The sequence below is a fragment of the Saccharibacillus sp. O23 genome, from assembly GCF_002205895.1.
Lineage (GTDB): Bacteria > Bacillota > Bacilli > Paenibacillales > Paenibacillaceae > Saccharibacillus.
On the sequence record NZ_NJDE01000007.1, the window covers coordinates 368,831 to 385,327 of the forward strand.

Annotated in this window: 15 protein-coding genes; 10 read left to right on the forward strand and 5 right to left on the reverse strand. The window is 57.7% G+C overall.

Annotated elements, in window-relative coordinates; all coding sequences use genetic code 11:
- The first annotated feature begins 160 nt into the window (after positions 1–160).
- From CDO73_RS10160 to CDO73_RS10175, 4 genes are all read left to right on the forward strand, one after another.
- A complete protein-coding gene (locus tag CDO73_RS10160) occupies positions 161–1,975 on the forward strand; it encodes a sensor domain-containing diguanylate cyclase (protein WP_256972644.1) in 1,815 nt (604 codons plus the stop codon).
- Positions 1,976–2,220: 245 nt separating this feature from the next.
- On the forward strand, positions 2,221–4,263 hold the full coding sequence (locus tag CDO73_RS10165) for a beta-galactosidase (RefSeq protein ID WP_088488409.1): 2,043 nt from the start codon (positions 2,221–2,223) through the stop codon (positions 4,261–4,263).
- Between the two features lie 700 nt (positions 4,264–4,963).
- Positions 4,964–5,674: a pirin family protein gene (locus tag CDO73_RS10170; protein ID WP_088488410.1), complete on the forward strand. Its 711-nt coding sequence runs from the start codon at positions 4,964–4,966 to the stop codon at positions 5,672–5,674.
- Between the two features lie 20 nt (positions 5,675–5,694).
- The gene (locus CDO73_RS10175) at positions 5,695–6,036 is read left to right on the forward strand and encodes a hypothetical protein (protein WP_088488411.1); all 342 of its coding nucleotides are present in this window, start codon (positions 5,695–5,697) and stop codon (positions 6,034–6,036) included.
- 222 nt (positions 6,037–6,258) lie between these two features.
- Here CDO73_RS10175 and CDO73_RS10180 read toward each other — a convergent pair whose 3' ends face one another.
- The 3 genes from CDO73_RS10180 to CDO73_RS10190 are packed head-to-tail and all read right to left on the reverse strand — an operon-like array spanning position 6,259 to position 8,143.
- The gene (locus CDO73_RS10180; RefSeq protein WP_088488412.1) at positions 6,259–6,801 is read right to left on the reverse strand and encodes an arsinothricin resistance N-acetyltransferase ArsN1 family A; all 543 of its coding nucleotides are present in this window, start codon (positions 6,799–6,801) and stop codon (positions 6,259–6,261) included.
- Between the two features lie 11 nt (positions 6,802–6,812).
- Entirely contained in the window at positions 6,813–7,598 is a 786-nt protein-coding gene (locus tag CDO73_RS10185) for an arsenite methyltransferase (RefSeq protein ID WP_088488413.1), read from the reverse strand.
- A 56-nt stretch (positions 7,599–7,654) separates the two neighbouring features.
- Positions 7,655–8,143: a MarR family winged helix-turn-helix transcriptional regulator gene (locus CDO73_RS10190; protein ID WP_088488414.1), complete on the reverse strand. Its 489-nt coding sequence runs from the start codon at positions 8,141–8,143 to the stop codon at positions 7,655–7,657.
- A gap of 130 nt (positions 8,144–8,273) precedes the next feature.
- On the opposite strand from CDO73_RS10190, the gene CDO73_RS10195 reads away from it, so the two are divergent.
- The 5 genes from CDO73_RS10195 to CDO73_RS10215 all read left to right on the forward strand — a co-directional run bounded on the left by CDO73_RS10195 (position 8,274) and on the right by CDO73_RS10215 (position 12,062).
- On the forward strand, positions 8,274–8,621 hold the full coding sequence (locus CDO73_RS10195; RefSeq protein WP_088488415.1) for an ArsR/SmtB family transcription factor: 348 nt from the start codon (positions 8,274–8,276) through the stop codon (positions 8,619–8,621).
- A 118-nt stretch (positions 8,622–8,739) separates the two neighbouring features.
- Positions 8,740–9,159 carry an arsenate reductase (thioredoxin) gene (arsC, locus tag CDO73_RS10200; RefSeq protein ID WP_088488416.1) on the forward strand — a complete coding sequence of 140 codons (420 nt, stop codon included), beginning with the start codon at positions 8,740–8,742 and terminating at the stop codon, positions 9,157–9,159.
- Between the two features lie 240 nt (positions 9,160–9,399).
- The gene (locus CDO73_RS10205; RefSeq protein WP_088488417.1) at positions 9,400–10,335 is read left to right on the forward strand and encodes a hypothetical protein; all 936 of its coding nucleotides are present in this window, start codon (positions 9,400–9,402) and stop codon (positions 10,333–10,335) included.
- Between the two features lie 457 nt (positions 10,336–10,792).
- Entirely contained in the window at positions 10,793–11,584 is a 792-nt protein-coding gene (locus CDO73_RS10210; RefSeq protein ID WP_088488418.1) for a MerR family transcriptional regulator, read from the forward strand.
- Positions 11,571–12,062, forward strand: coding sequence for a hypothetical protein (locus CDO73_RS10215; protein WP_088488419.1), 492 nt, complete (start codon positions 11,571–11,573; stop codon positions 12,060–12,062). The genes CDO73_RS10210 and CDO73_RS10215 overlap by 14 nt, the downstream gene beginning before the upstream one ends.
- Positions 12,063–12,137: 75 nt before the next feature.
- On the opposite strand, the gene CDO73_RS10220 is transcribed toward CDO73_RS10215, so the two are convergent.
- Positions 12,138–14,573 carry a glycoside hydrolase family 94 protein gene (locus CDO73_RS10220; RefSeq protein ID WP_088488420.1) on the reverse strand — a complete coding sequence of 812 codons (2,436 nt, stop codon included), beginning with the start codon at positions 14,571–14,573 and terminating at the stop codon, positions 12,138–12,140.
- A gap of 217 nt (positions 14,574–14,790) precedes the next feature.
- The gene (locus CDO73_RS10225) at positions 14,791–15,522 is read right to left on the reverse strand and encodes a hypothetical protein (RefSeq protein WP_088488421.1); all 732 of its coding nucleotides are present in this window, start codon (positions 15,520–15,522) and stop codon (positions 14,791–14,793) included.
- 182 nt (positions 15,523–15,704) lie between these two features.
- Here CDO73_RS10225 and CDO73_RS10230 point away from each other — a divergent pair, with 182 nt between their 5' ends.
- Positions 15,705–16,496 carry a DUF3891 family protein gene (locus CDO73_RS10230; RefSeq protein ID WP_179218658.1) on the forward strand — a complete coding sequence of 264 codons (792 nt, stop codon included), beginning with the start codon at positions 15,705–15,707 and terminating at the stop codon, positions 16,494–16,496.
- Position 16,497 lies beyond the last annotated feature (1 nt).

Sequence of the window (16,497 nt, forward strand, 5' to 3'; positions counted from 1 at the left end):
GCGCGATTTCCTTCCCGCTCGGGAAGCAAGCTTTACTCAAGCCGTCGGAATTTCGGTTCCGGCGGCTTTTTCGCGCGCATCTCTAAATAAAGCTTCCGAAAAAACAGATATATGAAGAGACAGGGCAAGGAACGAGTACTTACACAGCGAGGGAAAACGAATGAGAAAAATGCTGAGCGATCTGCTCGGAGGCCGAAAGTTCGTCGGCTCCGGCCTGATCAAGATGAATATCTGGTTTATGCTGGTCTTTATATTGAACGTCTCGCTCGGCTTCGGCTATCTGGTCCATACCGTGAAGACGGACTATCAGCAGGTGCGGCAGGCCGCCGATCTGCGGATTCAACTGCTGTCGCTGGAGAACGCTCTGGTCGATCAGGAGACCGGGCAGCGGGGCTACCTGCTGACCGGCAATAACGAATTTCTGGAGCCGTTCGACCGCGGTATGCAGAAGTACGCCGAAATGTCCGCCATTCTTCTGGACGGAGCCGCGACGGTCGACGAGCATCCCGGTTTCGGAACCCAGATCAAAGCGCTGATCGAGATGGGGTCGAACTGGAAAATAGAATACGGCGATGCTCAAGTGCGCAAAGTGATGTCCGGCGGTTCGATCACGGAGACGGAACTTTTGCGAAGCAAGCGGCAGTTCGACGAATTCCGATCCGAAGAAGCCGAAGCGCTGAAGGTCGTCGAGCGGCTTCGCGACGAGCGCCGGACCACGATGCTGCATAATCTGACGTATCTGTTCGCTGCCGTGGGCTGCGTTTTTATCGTGGTGCAGTTCTTCATGCTGTATTTTCTTCAAAAAGGGCTTACCCGCATCACGCTGCCGATCATTCAGCTGGACCGTGCCGTCGCTTCTTACGAATCCGGCAATATCCGCTCCAAGCTTCCGGCTTACCGCGAAGACAACGAGATCGGCCGTTTGGTGGAAAATTTCCGTTTGATGCACGAAGAGATGGAACGCGAGAAAAACGTATTGACAGAAACCTACCGTTTGATCAATATGCTTAATCAAACGCGCGGCTTGGACGAAGCTTATCAAGTCACGTTGGAGTCGATTTCTTCGCTTGTCGAATGCGAACGGGTATCGGTCATCACGCAGAACGAAATCCGCGGATTTTCGATCAAGGCGCTGCTGTACCGAGGAGCGTTCACTCGTCAGGAAACGCCGCTGAGCGGAGAAGAGGAAGACGTTTACGATCTGCTGCGCGGAGGCTTCTCGATGATTCATGCCGATTGGTCGAAGTACCGGGCCAAAGGTTCGATTACCGACCAGCTTTTCGAGAGCGGCATCCGCTCGTCCATGCATATCATCTTGAGAAAAGAAGCCCGGATCTTCGGGGTGCTCAATCTGATGTCCGAAAAAGCGGATTCGTTCTCGCAGCAGGACAAAGAGCGGCTGGAACTGTTGGCTCCGATGATCGTGACCGCGCTGGATAACGCGACCGAGACGACGCGAATCCGGGCGATGGCGCATCATGACGGCTTGACGGGAATCTGGAACCGGAGATATTTCGAAGAATCGTTGGAGAATCTGATGTTATCGCAAGAACGCGATTCCGATCCGGACAAGCAGCCGTTCAGCTTGATCCTGCTGGACGTGGACCGCTTCAAATTATTCAACGATACCTGGGGGCATTCGGAAGGCGATCTGGTGTTGAAGCATCTGGCTGCCCTGCTTGAGGAATGCGTAAGGCCCGAAGATATTCCGGCGCGGTTCGGAGGCGAAGAGTTCGCCGTGCTGCTGCCGCGTACGGGAACGGAAGAAGCGAAAACGATCGCCGAACGAATCCGCGGCGAATTGGAAGCCAACTCGCCTTCGCGCCAATACAAGGTGACGGCGAGTCTGGGAGTCGCGGAATGGGAAGACGGATTCGATCGGCAGCGATTGATCGAGTTCGCCGACCGCGCTTTGTATCAAGCCAAAGAAGACGGCCGCAATCGGGTCGTCGATTCCCGGACGCTGCGCGCGTAAGATTCGACCCGAGCCGCGGCTTCCCGGCGCCGCGCCGACGGCGATCGAGAGATGCTTCGGCGCTCGGGAAATGCGGGAGCCGAACATACGAAGACAGAAAAGGCAGCCTCGACGGGCTGCCTTTTCTGCATGGAACGGAGCAGGTTCCGAAGCGTTTTACGGAAAACGTTTGCGGCAGGGGAAGGGATCGATGCGGCAATCTCGAATCTTTAAGCCATGAACCGAATGGGAGAGGGGTCGACATCATGACACAGCCGCAGCCAAACAAGTCGTACGAGAACGTCCGGATGGGCGTCGATTATTACCCGGAGCATTGGGACGAAGAGATGTGGGAAAAAGATATCGCGCTGATGAAAAGCTCGGGCGTGGCGGTCGTTCGCGTCGGCGAATTCGCTTGGAGCCGCATGGAACCGCGCGACGGCGAATTCGAGTTCGGATGGCTCGACCGGGCGCTGGATCTGTTCGCCCGTTACGGCATCGACGTCGTGATCGGCACGCCGACGCATACGCCGCCGAGATGGCTGACGGCCAAGCATCCCGACGTGCTGCCGATCCTGCCGAGCGGAGCCGTATATCAACCGGGCGTGCGCGGTCATCGCTGCTTCAACAGCCGTTCGCTGCGTCATTACGGCGAACGGCTGATCGGCAGGCTGGCCGAACGTTACGCGAAGCATCCGGCCGTCGTCGGCTGGCAGACGGACAACGAATTCGGCATGCTCGACAGCCAGAGCGCGCAGGCGGCCGAAGATTTCCGCGATTGGGTCTACCGCAAATACGGCACGCTGGACAATCTGAACCGCGAATGGGGCACGGTCGTGTGGAGCGGGGAATATTCGGAGTGGAGCGAGGTCACGCCTCCGCTCGGCGGATCGCCTTATCAGAACCCGTCGTTCCTGCTCGACTTCGCGCGCTTCCAATGGGAAACGGTCGCGGATTTCCAGAACGGGCAGATCGCCGCGATCCGCGCGCATTGTCCGGATCATTTCGTCACGCATAACTTCCACAGCTATCCGCAGCGGCTGGATCTGTACAAAGTCGGCGAAGCGTTGGACTTCGCTTCTTTCGACTACTATCCGAACACGTCGCCGGACAAAGCGGCGACGTCGCCTTACAGCGGCGCGCTGTCGCTCGACGCGACGCGCGGCGTCAAACGCCGGAACTTCTGGATCATGGAGCAGCTCAGCGGCTCTCCGGGGGCTTGGATGCCGATGTGGCGCATGCCGCAGCCCGGTTATATCCGGGCTTACGTCTGGCAGGCGATCGCCCGCGGCGCGGACACGGTCGTGCATTTCCGCTGGCGAAGCGCTCATATCGGCGCGGAGCAGTTCTGGCACGGCTTGATCGACCACAGCAACGTGCCGGGCCGCCGTTTGGCGGAATTCGCCGAGACGAGCGGCGAAGTTCGGCGGCTCGCTCCGCTGCTGGAAGGCACCTCGCCGGAAGCGCAGGTCGCGATTCTGATGTCGCACGAGCAGCTCGAAGCCCTTAGAATCCAGAAGCAGACGGACAATTTCGATTACTACGAGAATCTCAAAGAATATCACCGGGCGCTGACCAAGCTCGGGATCGGCTGCGACGTGATCGACTGGCGTCAGCCGCTGGACGGCTACCGCGTCGTCGTCGCGCCGCATTTGTACCTGCTGGACGACGAAGCGGCCGAACGGCTGTCGCGTTTCGCCGCCGACGGCGGCACGCTGCTGCTGACGGCGCGCACCGGGGTCAAGAACCTGAACAACGTCTGCGTCATGCAGCCGCTGCCGGGACTGCTGGCCGACTGCGCGGGCGTCGCCGTGCGGGAATACGATCCGCTCGGCCGCGACGTGGTCCGGCTCGACGCGGAAGACGGCGAGCAGTACGCTTGCAGCCAATGGGCCGATATTCTCGATCCGGCCCCGGGCGGCCGGACGGAAGTGCTGGCCCGCTACGGCGGCCCGGTCTTCTTCGCCGGCGAAGCGGCGGTCACGCGCCACGCGTTCGGGCACGGGGAGACCTATTACCTCGGGACGCATCCCGAGGAAGAGTATCTGCGCGCGCTGCTGCTGCGCATCGCGCAGGAACGCGGCCTGCCGCACGCCGAAGGGCTGCCGGCCGGCGTGCAGGTGTCGGTCCGCGCCGGAGCGAGCGGCGCGTATCTGTTCGTGCTGAACCTGAGCCGCGAAACGCGCAGGTTCCGGCTCGGCGGCGCTTACGCCGAAGCGGCCGGCGGCGAAGGCCTGCTCGGCGGCAGGCGGCATAGCGGCGGAGAGCTGGAATTGAAGCCTTACGGGGTCGAGATCTTCCGGTTCTGAGGGACTAGGGACCGGAACGGCCGCTTAAGAACGGCCGGGCGTTAGGAGCAGGCTGGCCTTGAGGGCGGCATTCGAGGGTCCGGCGACGAACTCATGCGTTCGGAGCGGCAGTGGACGGGGGAATCCGGCAGAAGTTTGTTCCGTTAAAAGGCGGCTTGCCCTGCTTCCGCTGCCGCCGAACGCTAACGGAACGTCAATCCGTTAGAAGGCCTTTTTCGCCGGCTGCCGAATTCTAACGGAACGCAGCGACGCTTAGAAGCGGAAAAAGCGCCGAAACTGGCTCGAAATCTGCTTTTGATCCCTCTAAGCGTCATCTCGTTCCGTTAGAAATTGCGAACGACGATATTTCCGCTCTAAGCGCCTCGCGGTTCCGTTAGAATTCCGGACGGCAGCATTTCGGCGCTGAGCGTCTTGCTCTTCCGTCAGCATCGAGGGAAATCCGGCGGCGCGGCGCCGACACGCTCCGGCAGCTTCAACAGGCGTTCCTGCTTGGTCGATGCTGCCGATCCGATGTCGCGATCGAGCTATTTTTAATAAAGTTTCTAACTTTATTTTTATTTTGCTATTGAAAATTTTAAATTAAAAGTAATAATAGAAAGAGAAGCGGAGTAGGCGCGATCGTTTGGCGATACCTTATTCGATCCCCGATGTCCGCTATCCGAATTCCGATGTCCACAATCAGAAAGGGGCTTTGCCAACCATGATTCAAGTCTATCCGGCAAGTTCGCGTTTCGAATACGATAAAGGCTGGCTCAAAGGCGGGCACAGCTTCTCTTTCGCCGAGTATTACGATCCCGAGAACGTCAAGTTCGGCCCGATGCGCGTCTGCAACGACGACGTGATCGCGCCGGGCAAAGGCTTCGGCGCGCATCCGCACAGCGATATGGAGATCGTGTCGCTGATCCTCTCGGGCAACCTGCGTCACGAAGACAGTCTCGGCAACGTGGCCGTGACCGGCTTCGGCGGCGTACAGCGCATGAGCGCCGGAACCGGCGTCATTCATACGGAGCATAACCCGTCGGAAGAAGAAGACGTGCATATCTTGCAGCTCTGGTTCGAACCGGATCAGCGGGGCAAGCAGCCGTCGTACACGACGGGCGAATTCGAAACGGCCGCGCTGGACGGCGCATTGATTCCGGTAGCTTCCGGTCAAGGACTGGAAGGCGTGACCGATCTGGGCCAAGATCTGACGATCTATCTGAGCCGGCTCGAAGCGGGGCAGCGGCTCTCGTTCAAGCAGGCCGTAGACCGCCGCGTCTTCCTGTTCGTGATCGAAGGCGAACTTGAAGTATCGGGCGCGGGCGAGACCGCGAAGCTCGGACGACGCGATACGGCGCGGATCGTCGAGGCGCCGGAACTCGAGCTGCAAGCCGCGACGCCGGTATTCTATATGCTGATCGATCTGCCGTAAGGGCATAAGGAGGAGCGAAGATGACTACGCAGGACCATGAACGCATTCTCGTCAAACATGCCGTGACGGGCCGCATGTTCGTCAACAGCGGCGCCGACGACGTGATCTACGAATTGGAACGTCCCGAAGGCGGAGGCGTCGTATTGACCGTTCGGGGAATCTCGCCTTGGCTCGCCGAAGAGATCCTCGGCGTGCAGCGCGAATTGAACGTATTCCATTTCGAGGAACCGCCCGGCCTGCCGCCCGTCAAGCACTGGTTCTACGTCGGCGAAAACGACGTGAGTTACGACGAAGCTTCGTCCGTGCTGACGATTCGCGCCGGATCGGAGATCACGTACAAGCCGGACGAATATTGGGCTTGAAGCCACGGAACCGCGGTGACTGATCGGCTGCCGGCTGCTCGAGAAATAATGCGGAGAAGGGTGGGCGCGGTTTTTACCGGGCAGACCGAATCGAATACGATCGGGTCGACGACATGAGCAAAAGCGAGACGTTACGCGCACAACCTGCGCCGAGCGTCCCGCTTTTTTTTGTTTTATCCGCTAGGCTTGCCGTTCCCGCGTTTCCGATCCTCCGTGTACCGATTACGTTGATCGAGGCTTCAGCAGCTTTTCCATAATCCGCACATCGATCTTGCGGCCGTCGAGCAGGCCGTGCTCCTCGAATATGCCGACCTCCCGGTAACCGGCCTTCCGGTATAAGCGCTGTCCCGCTTCGTTGAAGGCGAAGGTCAGCAGAACGATTTTATGGAACCCGTGCTCGCAGGCCGCACGTTCCAGTTCCGGGAGCAACCGACTCCCTACGCCCGTGCCTCTGGCAGGGCGGGCAACATAGACAGAGAGATCTGCGACGCGATCATAGGCGCAGCGCTGGGAATAGCGGTTCAGCGCAGCCCATCCTACAATCTCGCTGCCTTGTTCGGCAACCAGAATCGGATAGCGCCCTTGATGCTCCAGCCACCAGTTCTGCATGTAAGCCGGATCTTTCGCTTCTGATTCCAACGTGGCTATCCGGTCTTCGATTCCTTGATTATAAACGCGAAGGATCGCTTCCAGATCCTGCGTTTCGGCAGGCCGCACTACAAGCGATGAGGCCTCTCGAGCCGCCTCCGTCAGATTGTCCTTCATCCTTATCCTCCTTAGGGTTTGACGGCTTGAATGACGGCCGAACAAATATAATCGTCGATTTGCGCGCCCGGCAGCCAATCCCGGATGAAGCTGCGTGACTGTTCTTTCGGCTCGATTGAGATCTGTACGAAGCCGCTTTGTTGGAGCATAGCTGTCAATTCGTCTACCGAAGAGGCGCCGGAGATGCAGCCTGCATAGCGTTCCTTTAAGTCTCCCTTAATGTCCGAAGGCAGTTCGGCCGTCGTAACGATGTCGGAGATCGCCAAACGACCACCGGAACGCAGTACACGGAAAGCTTCGCGAAACACCTGCGGCTTGTCCGGAGACAAATTGACGACGCAGTTGGACATCATAACATCCACGCTGGCGTCGGCTGCCGGAAGATGTTCGATTTCGCCCAATCGGAACTCGACATGGGACATTCCCGATCGATGTGCGTTGCCGCGCGCTTTGGCGATCATATCCGGCGTCATTTCCACGCCGATGACCCGACCGTCTTCTCCGACCTGACGTCCGGCGAGAAAACAATCGAATCCTGCGCCGCTGCCCAGATCCAGAACGGTTTCGCCCGGCGAAAGAGCCGCGATGGCCTGCGGATTCCCGCAGCCGAGTCCGAGATTCGAACCTTCAGGCACGCTCCGCAGTTCCTCTTCGGAATAGCCGAGCTGTGCCGAAGCGAAATCGGCCTGCCGAACCGCGTTTGCAGAGCTTGAGCAGCAGGAAGAGGAAGCGACGGCGATCTTCTGATAATGATCGCGTACATTTTGACGAATTTCTTCTTCTCGGGTTAAGTCCATTCGGATTCATCTCCCTAATAAGGATTCATGAAGAAAAATAGATTGCAAAAAACAAGTTATTTTCGACGCGAATCTTTTTTGGCTGACAGGCTCTCGTCTTGAACCGGCGCGCAGCAGCGTTCGGATCTGGACATGGCTTCATTGAACAGCCCGACGGCTCGAAGTATGCTTTCCTGCTCGAACGGAGTCAGATAAGCAAATACTTCGTCAAGGTAGCTGTTCATCTGACGGTCGATGGAAGAAGCGACACGATGACCTTCTGCCGTCAGCGCCAACACAAACACTCGCCGATCCGAAGCATCTTGCGATTTCTCGACAAGCCCCATTTTGACAAGCGTTTGGATCTGCCGGCTGAACGTCGTGATGTCGGTGCCGAGCGACTCGGCGATCTGCTGCATGGACGAAAGAGCCGAACGATCGATCTCGTACAGAATATGGCTTTGCGCAGCCGACAAGTCGCGGCCGCCTATGGTGCAGCAGGTCTTGTTCAGCAAGCCCAATCGGCGCGTCATGACTTGAAAAACTTCTCTTTTATTTCGATTCATGTGTTCACCTCACAACCTTTTTATAATCTATTTATTTGCAAATTGCAAGTTTTTGAAAAAGAAATAAGTGCTTGCTTATATCCGAGGTTTATCGTACGCTTTTTCCAAACGCTCACGAAGGGAGAACCGGATGGAATCGATCGAGACAATGGCCGAACAGCTCAAGCTGCTCGGAGATCGGACGCGTCTGACCATGTTGGCTCTGCTTCAGCGGCGCGAATGGTGCGTATGCGAGTTCGTGGAAGTGTTCGACATTTCCCAACCCGGCGTCAGTCAGCATATTCGCAAGATGAGAGCCGGCGGACTCGTTCGGGAAGAACGGCGCGGACAATGGGTCTACTATTCGCTGAACATTGCCGATAAACCGCATATTCAAGCTTTGCTGCAAGCTCTGCCCGATCCGAACGAATTACTGCGGGCGATGGGAAAAACGAAGCTCGAAGCGGTCTGCGGACCGAATTCCGGAAGCTGCTGTTAACGATCTGCCGATACGTTATCCCGCGAGGGATATTCGTATTTTACATATAAGAATATGCTTATGTAATGATTTTACGACGGGGTCTTATTCTCATCTTGAACGTGAAGGAGCGTTTCGCATGTCCAAAAAAACATTATATTTCCTCTGCACCGGCAATTCCTGCCGCAGTCAAATGGCCGAAGCTTGGGGGAAAAAGTATCTGGGCGACAAGTGGGAGGTCAAGAGTGCCGGCATCGAAGCCCACGGTTTGAACCCGAAAGCGGTCAAAGCGATGGCGGAAGCGGGAATCGATATTTCGCGGCAAACGTCCGACGTGATCGATCCGCATATCCTGAACCATGCCGACTTCGTGGTGACGCTGTGCGGAGACGCGGCGGACAAGTGCCCGGTTACGCCGCCGACCGTGCGCCGCGAACATTGGGGTTTCGACGATCCGGCCAAAGCGGAAGGAACGGATGAAGAAAAATGGGAAACCTTCCAGCGCGTTCGCGACGAGATCGAAGCGCGGATTCGGGTGTTCGAGAAAACGGGCAAATAAATATCGGCGTTCCAACCGTCGAAACCGAGGCCTTCGGGCGTCGGTTTTTTGTCGTTCTGATCATTCGGGCGACCTTTCAGCAAACATTCAGCCCGGCCTCAGGTTTCTCACAAAAAAGACGTCTAAGATGTCCATGTCACCCCGTCGGACAAGATGACGCAAGCAAACGACCGCAAAGATCGTCTCAAGCATCCGAACAGAGGGATTCGCGCATCGGACGATCCACAAGGAGGAATAATCATGAACAGAAAAATCGCAACCGGCGTATTGGCTTTGGCTCTCGCGGCAGGAGGAACTTCCGCCGTCTCTCATATGTACGCGGACTCCGCCGCAGATTCGACCACGACCTCGGGCGGTGCCGCCAAGACGGCGCCGACCGCTTCCGGTTCTGCGGCAGCGACTCCGGCCGCTCCGCCGAAAGCCGATTCGCCCGGTCCGCTGGGCCGCGGTCCGCACGGCGGTCCTGCCGCCGAACGCGCCGACATCGCTTCGCTGCTCAAGTTGACGGAAGATCAGCTCAGAACGCGCCAAGAAGCCGGCGAGACTTTGGCCGCGATCGCGACCGCGCAAGGCGTGGACAAACAGTCGGTGATCGACCTGCTGGTCTCGAAGCACGAGACGCATCTCAAAGAAGAACTGTCGGCAGGCAAAATCACGCAGGCGCAGTATGACGAACGTTTGGCCAAAGACAAAGAACGCGCGCAAAACGAAGTGGAGCGAACGTTCGACGCTTCGGACAAAGGGCCCGGCAAAGGCCTTCCCGGAGGCCCGGGACCGGGAATCGGACCGAAAGAAGAACGCGAAGCGATCGCTTCGCTGCTGAAGCTGACGGAAGACGAATTGAGAACGCGTCAGGAAGCGGGGCAAACGTTGGCCGCGATCGCGACCGCGCAAGGCGTGAGCAAGCAGGCGCTGATCGACGCGCTGGTCTCGAACCACGAGACGCGTCTCAAAGAAGAACTGTCGGCGGGCAAAATCACGCAGACGCAGTATAACGAGCGCGCCGCCGAAGCGCGCGAACGCGCCGAGGAGCGGATCGACCGCGTATCCGATCTTCCGCCGGCTCCGCCGGAAGGCGCGCCTCGTCCGGACGGCAGCGGTCCTCGAGTCGGCCCGAACGCGGACGGGAAGACGCCGGCTCCGGCGGCTTCGGGAACGGACGCTTCCGGCAAATAAGGCCGAAGCCTTCGCTTTGCGGCAGATGCGCCGAAGATCTCCGCAAGGCCGGAACGCCGGCGCAGCCGCGCAGCTCTTATGAGAACGTCAAAGAACGCAATATCAGCCAAAAAGGAGCCTTTATAAAGGCTCCTTTTTGGCGTGCCGTCGTTTAGCCGCCGGGATTGCGGCACATCCGAATCGGCAGCCCGATACCCGCAAAAAGCAGGCATACCCGTCCGCCTTGTTGAAGAAAACAGCTTGACCGTTACGTATACGTCACCGTTTAGACTAGGGCGTGTACGCAAACTTCGAAGGAAGCAGATTTAGACGAATTTTCGTGCTCAACAAGGAAGGGTTCCGAAGGCGTGCCGGGGCACGTCAAGGGGCACTGACGCGGTGGAGGGCGAAAAGGCGGCTAAAGATGCACGTCGTTAAGTTTGCGTACACGGCCTAAACACGGAAGGGGCGGAAACTTGTGATTCGAATCGGCGTTTTGGCGAAAAAAACCAACCTCAGCAAACGAACGCTGCGTTACTACGAACAGATCGGCCTGCTGAAGCCCAGCGCGATCGAGGCGAACGGCTATCGGTATTACGACGAATCCGCCGTGGTTCGCCTGCACCGGATTTTGCTGCTCAAATCGATCGGGTATACGCTTCGGCAGATCCGGGAACTGCTCGGAACGCAAAAAGTCGAAGGCGAACGCGAAGACTGGCTGGATTCGCTGCACCGACAAATCGAGCTGATGGAGAAGCAAAAAGAAGAATTAAGCCGCAAACAGTATTATCTTCGCTCGGCGATCGATATTCTTCGGCTCCGAGGAGTGAACGGCATGAACGATCTGTTGGGCGTCATCGAAGGTCTGAACGGTCGTCCTCTGGTCGACGGCGTCGTAGCGGCCGAATTCGGCGACGAACTGCCGGTCACGCCGACGCAAAAAGCGATTCTGCAAAGGCTCCCGGTGTGGGGAAGCGGCGACGAACGCTTGGAGCCGCTGCTCGCGTTATTCCGTCAGGCGGCGGAAATGAGGTCTTCCTCGCCGCATTCCGCGGAAGCTCAAGCGCTTGCGGGCCGGATCGATGCGGTATCTGCGGAGATGTTCGAAGGCGACCGGCAGCTGCTCGACCTCTATTGGGAATGGATGAAGCCGACAACCGGAGAAGAACCCGCCGTTATCGGATTCGATAGCGGCTTGACGGACTACGTGGATCAGATGATGGCTTTTTATTACGAACAAAAGGAGAGCGAAAAAGATGAAAAAACATAACCGGATCTTTCCCGCGAAACGGACTTTTCTGATCGGGACGATCTCGTTGTTTGTCCTGTTCCTGCTTTCGGCTTGCGGATTTTCGGGAGTTCCGCAAAGCGCGAGTCCGGATTCGGCCGATCCCGCGCAGCCGACGACGGTCGCCGATACGGCCGCCAGCGACGCGATCCGCGTCGAGGTGCTCGTCGAAAGCGACGGCGATTCCGCTGCGAATTTCAAAGCGGAGATCGACGCGCGCAAAAATCCGCAAAGCGCTTCGTACGATACGATCGAACTTCCTTACCGGGAAACGTTCGAAGTCAGCAAAGACGCCTTCATCCCGCTTCCTTCCGTACGGCTTCAAGCCGACGCGGCCGACGACGCCGAATGGATCAGCTGCAAAATCTTTTACGACGGCGAAGAGGTCGCGACCCATATGTCTCGAGGCGACGGGGCGCAGGCGATCTGCGAGAAAAAGTTCCATCTGGGCCCGGGTTAAGCGGACCTTTCGTCACGCAAAAAGAGACCGCCATAAAAGCGGTCTCTTGATCTTTTCGATGCGATTGGAGCAAAACTAGCCCAACACCACGACAACCTCATGGCTGCTGCCCGCTTCGAACACCGGCAGCACATTGCTTTCGATCGGCGAACCGTCGACGGTGACGGACTTGACGCCTTTGGAGACATGGTTCGGGTTCTGAATCGAGATCTTGTATTCCGCGCCGCGGAACGAACGCGCGATGCTGTAGCCGTCCCAAGCTTGCGGGATACAAGGATCGACGCGCAGGCCGTCGTAATCCGGTTGGATGCCGAGGATCGCCTGCGTGATCGCCACGTAGTTCCAAGCCGCCGTACCGGTCAGCCAAGAGTTCTTGGCTTCGCCTTCGCGCACGGCGTCGCGGCCGGCGATCATCTGCGAATAAACGTAAGGCTCCATGCGGTGTACTTCGCTGATGTCTTCCAGATAAGCCGGAGCGATCTTGCTGTACGTCTCGAACGCGCGGTCGCCGCGGCCGATGACCGTCTCCGCGATCGTGACCCACGGATTGTTGTGGCAGAAGATGCCGGCGTTTTCTTTGTAGCCCGGCGGATAAGTCGAGATCTCGCCGAGGTTCAGGTAATACTTCGAATAAGCCGGCTGTTGGAGCATGATGCCGTAGTCGGTCTCCAGACGGTCGCGCACGGAATTCAGCGCTTTCTCCGCCAGGCCTTCTTCGACGCCGATCCCCGCCATGACGCAGAAGCCCTGCGGTTCGATAAAGATCTGGCCTTCTTCGTTCTCGCGGCTGCCGATCTTCTCGCCGTGGTAATCGTAAGCGCGCAGGAACCAATCGCCGTCGAAGCCGTGTTCCAGCGTGATCTTGCGCATGTTCTCGATCTCGTTTTCGGCGCGGGCGGCTTCGTCTTCCAGACCGCGTCTGCGCGCAAGCTCCGCATAATCCGGTCCGGCGAAGACGAACAGTCCGGCGATAAACACGGATTCCGCCGTTTTGCCGTCGAGGTTGGTCGTCGTCTGGAACGATTCGCCCGGTTCGTTGGAGAAGCAGTTCAAGTTCAGGCAGTCGTTCCAGTCGGCGCGGCCGATCAGCGGGAGGCCGTGCGGACCGAGATTGTTCGTCACATGATCGAAAGAACGTTTCAAGTGCTCGAACAAAGTCGCGCTGCCTTGACGTCCGCTGTCGAACGGCACGTCTTCGTCGAGGATGCCGTAATCGCCGGTTTCTTTGATATAAGCCGCCGTGCCGATGATCAGCCAGAGCGGGTCGTCGTTGAAGCCGCTGCCGACTTCGTTGTTGCCCTGCTTGGTGAGCGGCTGATATTGGTGATACGCGCCGCCGTCGTCGAACTGCGTGGACGCGATATCGATGATCCGTTCGCGGGCGCGGTCCGGAATCTGGTGCACGAAGCCGAGCAAATCTTGGTTGGAGTCGCGGAAGCCCATGCCGCGGCCGATGCCGGATTCGAAATACGAAGCCGAACGCGACATATTGAACGTGACCATGCACTGATACGGATTCCAGATGTTGACCATGCGGCTCAGTTTGTCGTCGCTGCTCTCGATCGAATATTTGCCCAGCAGCCCGTCCCAATAAGCGGCGAGATCGGCGAGCGCCCGATCGACTTGTTCGTCGGTCGCGAACGCTTCGATCATCGCTTTGGCCGGCTTTTTGTTGATGACGTTCAGGCTTTCCCATTTCTCTTCCTGCGGATTCTCCACGTAACCGAGCATGAAGATCAGGGATTGTTCTTCGCCCGGAGCCAGTTCCAGCTTGAGTCCGTGGGAAGCGATCGGCGACCAGCCGCTGGCTACGGAGTTGCCGGACTTGCCAACGGATGCGACCTGCGGCGTATCCAGACCGTTGAAAGTGCCGAGGAACGTATCGCGGTCGGTATCGAAGCCGTCGATCTTGCGGTTGACGGAATAGTAGGCGTAATGATTGCGGCGTTCGCGGTACTCGGTCTTGTGATAGATGACGGAATCTTCGATCTCCACTTCGCCGACGCTCAGATTGCGCTGGAAGTTGGTCATGTCGTCGTGCGCGTTCCAGAGGCAGAATTCCAGATACGAGAAAATAGAAACCGTTTTCGGAACATCGCCGACGTTAGACACGGTAACGCGATACACTTCGGCATTGAATCCGAGCGGCACGAAAGCCAATTGATTGACTTTGACGCCGCCCCGCTGACCGGTGATCGACGTATAGCCGAGGCCGTGACGGCATTCGTAGAAGTCCAGATCGCGTTTCACCGGCATCCAGCCCGGCGTCCAATAATCGCCTTCGTCGTGCACGTAGAAGTAACGGCCGCCGTTGTCGAGCGGAACGTTGTTGTACCGGTAACGGGTCAGGCGTCTTAAACGGGCGTCGCGATAGAACGAATAACCGCCCGCCGTATTCGAGATCAAGCCGAAGAACTGCTCGTTCCCCAGATAGTTGATCCACGGATAAGGCGTTTTTGGCGTCTGAATGACGTATTCCTTGTTGGCGTCGTCGAAATAACCGAATTTCATCGTTTGAACTCCTTTCAAAATGCCCCTCGATTGGTCGTGAACAATTCGAGTATAATAGGGTTGTAAGCGGTTTACAATAGGCTGCCGACAAACGTCTCATAATGTTCAGAAATCGTTTTCGGAAAAGGACGGGAAAAACCCGAAATTCGGACGAAAAATGCCGGATTTCGGGCTATTCCTTCGAAAAATATTTTTTCGATACGGCTTTCCGAACGGCCTAGTCGCCCCAGACCCGTTCCCGCGATCCGTCGCTTACGGTCAACTTGAAGGTGTCGGACTCAAGCGCGTTATTGCCCCAACTCAGCGTGCCCGAGAGATCGCCCAACTCGTCGAATTTTTGCGAAAAAGAACCGCCGATTACTTCGATGCCGCGCGGAGAAATTCGGGTATCCCGCAGCGGGACGGTAAGCGTATGCGTTTCTTTGCCGCTCAGATCGATATCGAAAGCAACGCTCGATTGCAGCTCGACCGGCTTGCTGCCGTAGTTGGTCACGACGAACGAGCAGTCGCCCGTCGCCAAGCCTTTTTCCAACGTGACGCTGCAAGCCTGCTGCTCTTGATCCGCGCTTACGGCATACACGCCCGGCGGGATCAGCGCTTGATAACCGGCCAAAGCCGCTTTGCCCAGTATAGGCAGCAGCCAGAGAAGCAGGATACAGAAGATGATCCGGTGCCGGTTCAGCGAATCCCAGATCAGATACAGCGTCCACAAGGCAAAGCCCGTAAAAATCAATCCGGGGTACACGATATGCGCTTTGCCGAACAGAGGAATCGCCAGCGGCAGGTGAAGAGCCCGCAGCGCTTCTTCGTACAGCGGACGTACGCCCGGGTAGCGGATCGACAGCAGCGTCAATACGGTGGTCAGAATCATCGCGAGGCGGAAACGCTTTTTGTCGCGAATCCACGGAGCGGAACCTGCGGGGGCACGGGTAGCGGTATGAAGTTTCATAAAGAGCCTCCTTTTCAGTACAATACAGGGTTCTTGTATACAACGTAACGGAAGCGCTTTTCGTTGCGTCTTTATGGAAATCCGGTCGAATTTCGGGTAATAAGCCGTATACTCGGCAGCAAGCCAAACGGCGCGCCGACCGGTTTCGGCCGAACGCGCACAGAAGAATGGGGGACTTACCAATGATCATACGCGAAACCGAAAAAGCATTCGTACTCGTGCAGCAGCATGACCATGCCCGGTTTTCCGGAGAAGCCGCGGCGAAATTCCGGGACGAGTGGTTCAAAATGGACAAAGTCGAAGAGTCGCCGAACATGCCGGCCGTTACCAAAGAAGCGATCGTGCTTGGCGTGACGGAGCACGACCGCGGATGGATTCGGCCCGACGATACGCCGGTCTGGGACGATCATCTGCATGCGCCGTATTCGTTCAACGAATACCCGCTGCTGCCCAAGATCACGTTCTACCGAATGGGCGTCGACGAATTGGAAGAAAAACATCCGTACTCGGCGCTGCTGAGCAGCATGTATTACAGCGTGTTCGAAGATCTGCAAAAGTCGGAGCGCGAAGAAGTTCTGGAATTCGTGCACCACGAAGAACAGCGCCAACAGCGCCTCGCGATCCTGTATTCGGGCGTGGAGCAGGAGACGCTGCTGCTGCATCGCCAGATTCTTCAGACCTGCGACGGCATCTCGCTGTACGTCTGTCTCAACGCGTCGGGAATCGGCAAAGAAGACGAACATCCGTGGTTCAAAGACGGCGTGCCCGGTTCCGAGCCGTTCGGCGGTGGAGGACTGCTGCAATTGAACTGGATCGACGACCGTACGGTGAAAGCCGATCCTTCGCCTTTTGCCGGCGAGTTCGTCGGAACGCTGCGCGAGAAAGCCGTGCCGAAGGATCGGATTCGCGAAGTCGGCATCGCGCAGGCGTACGAGGAGACGGAGTGGGCCGAGCGGGAGATTCGGTTCGTATAAC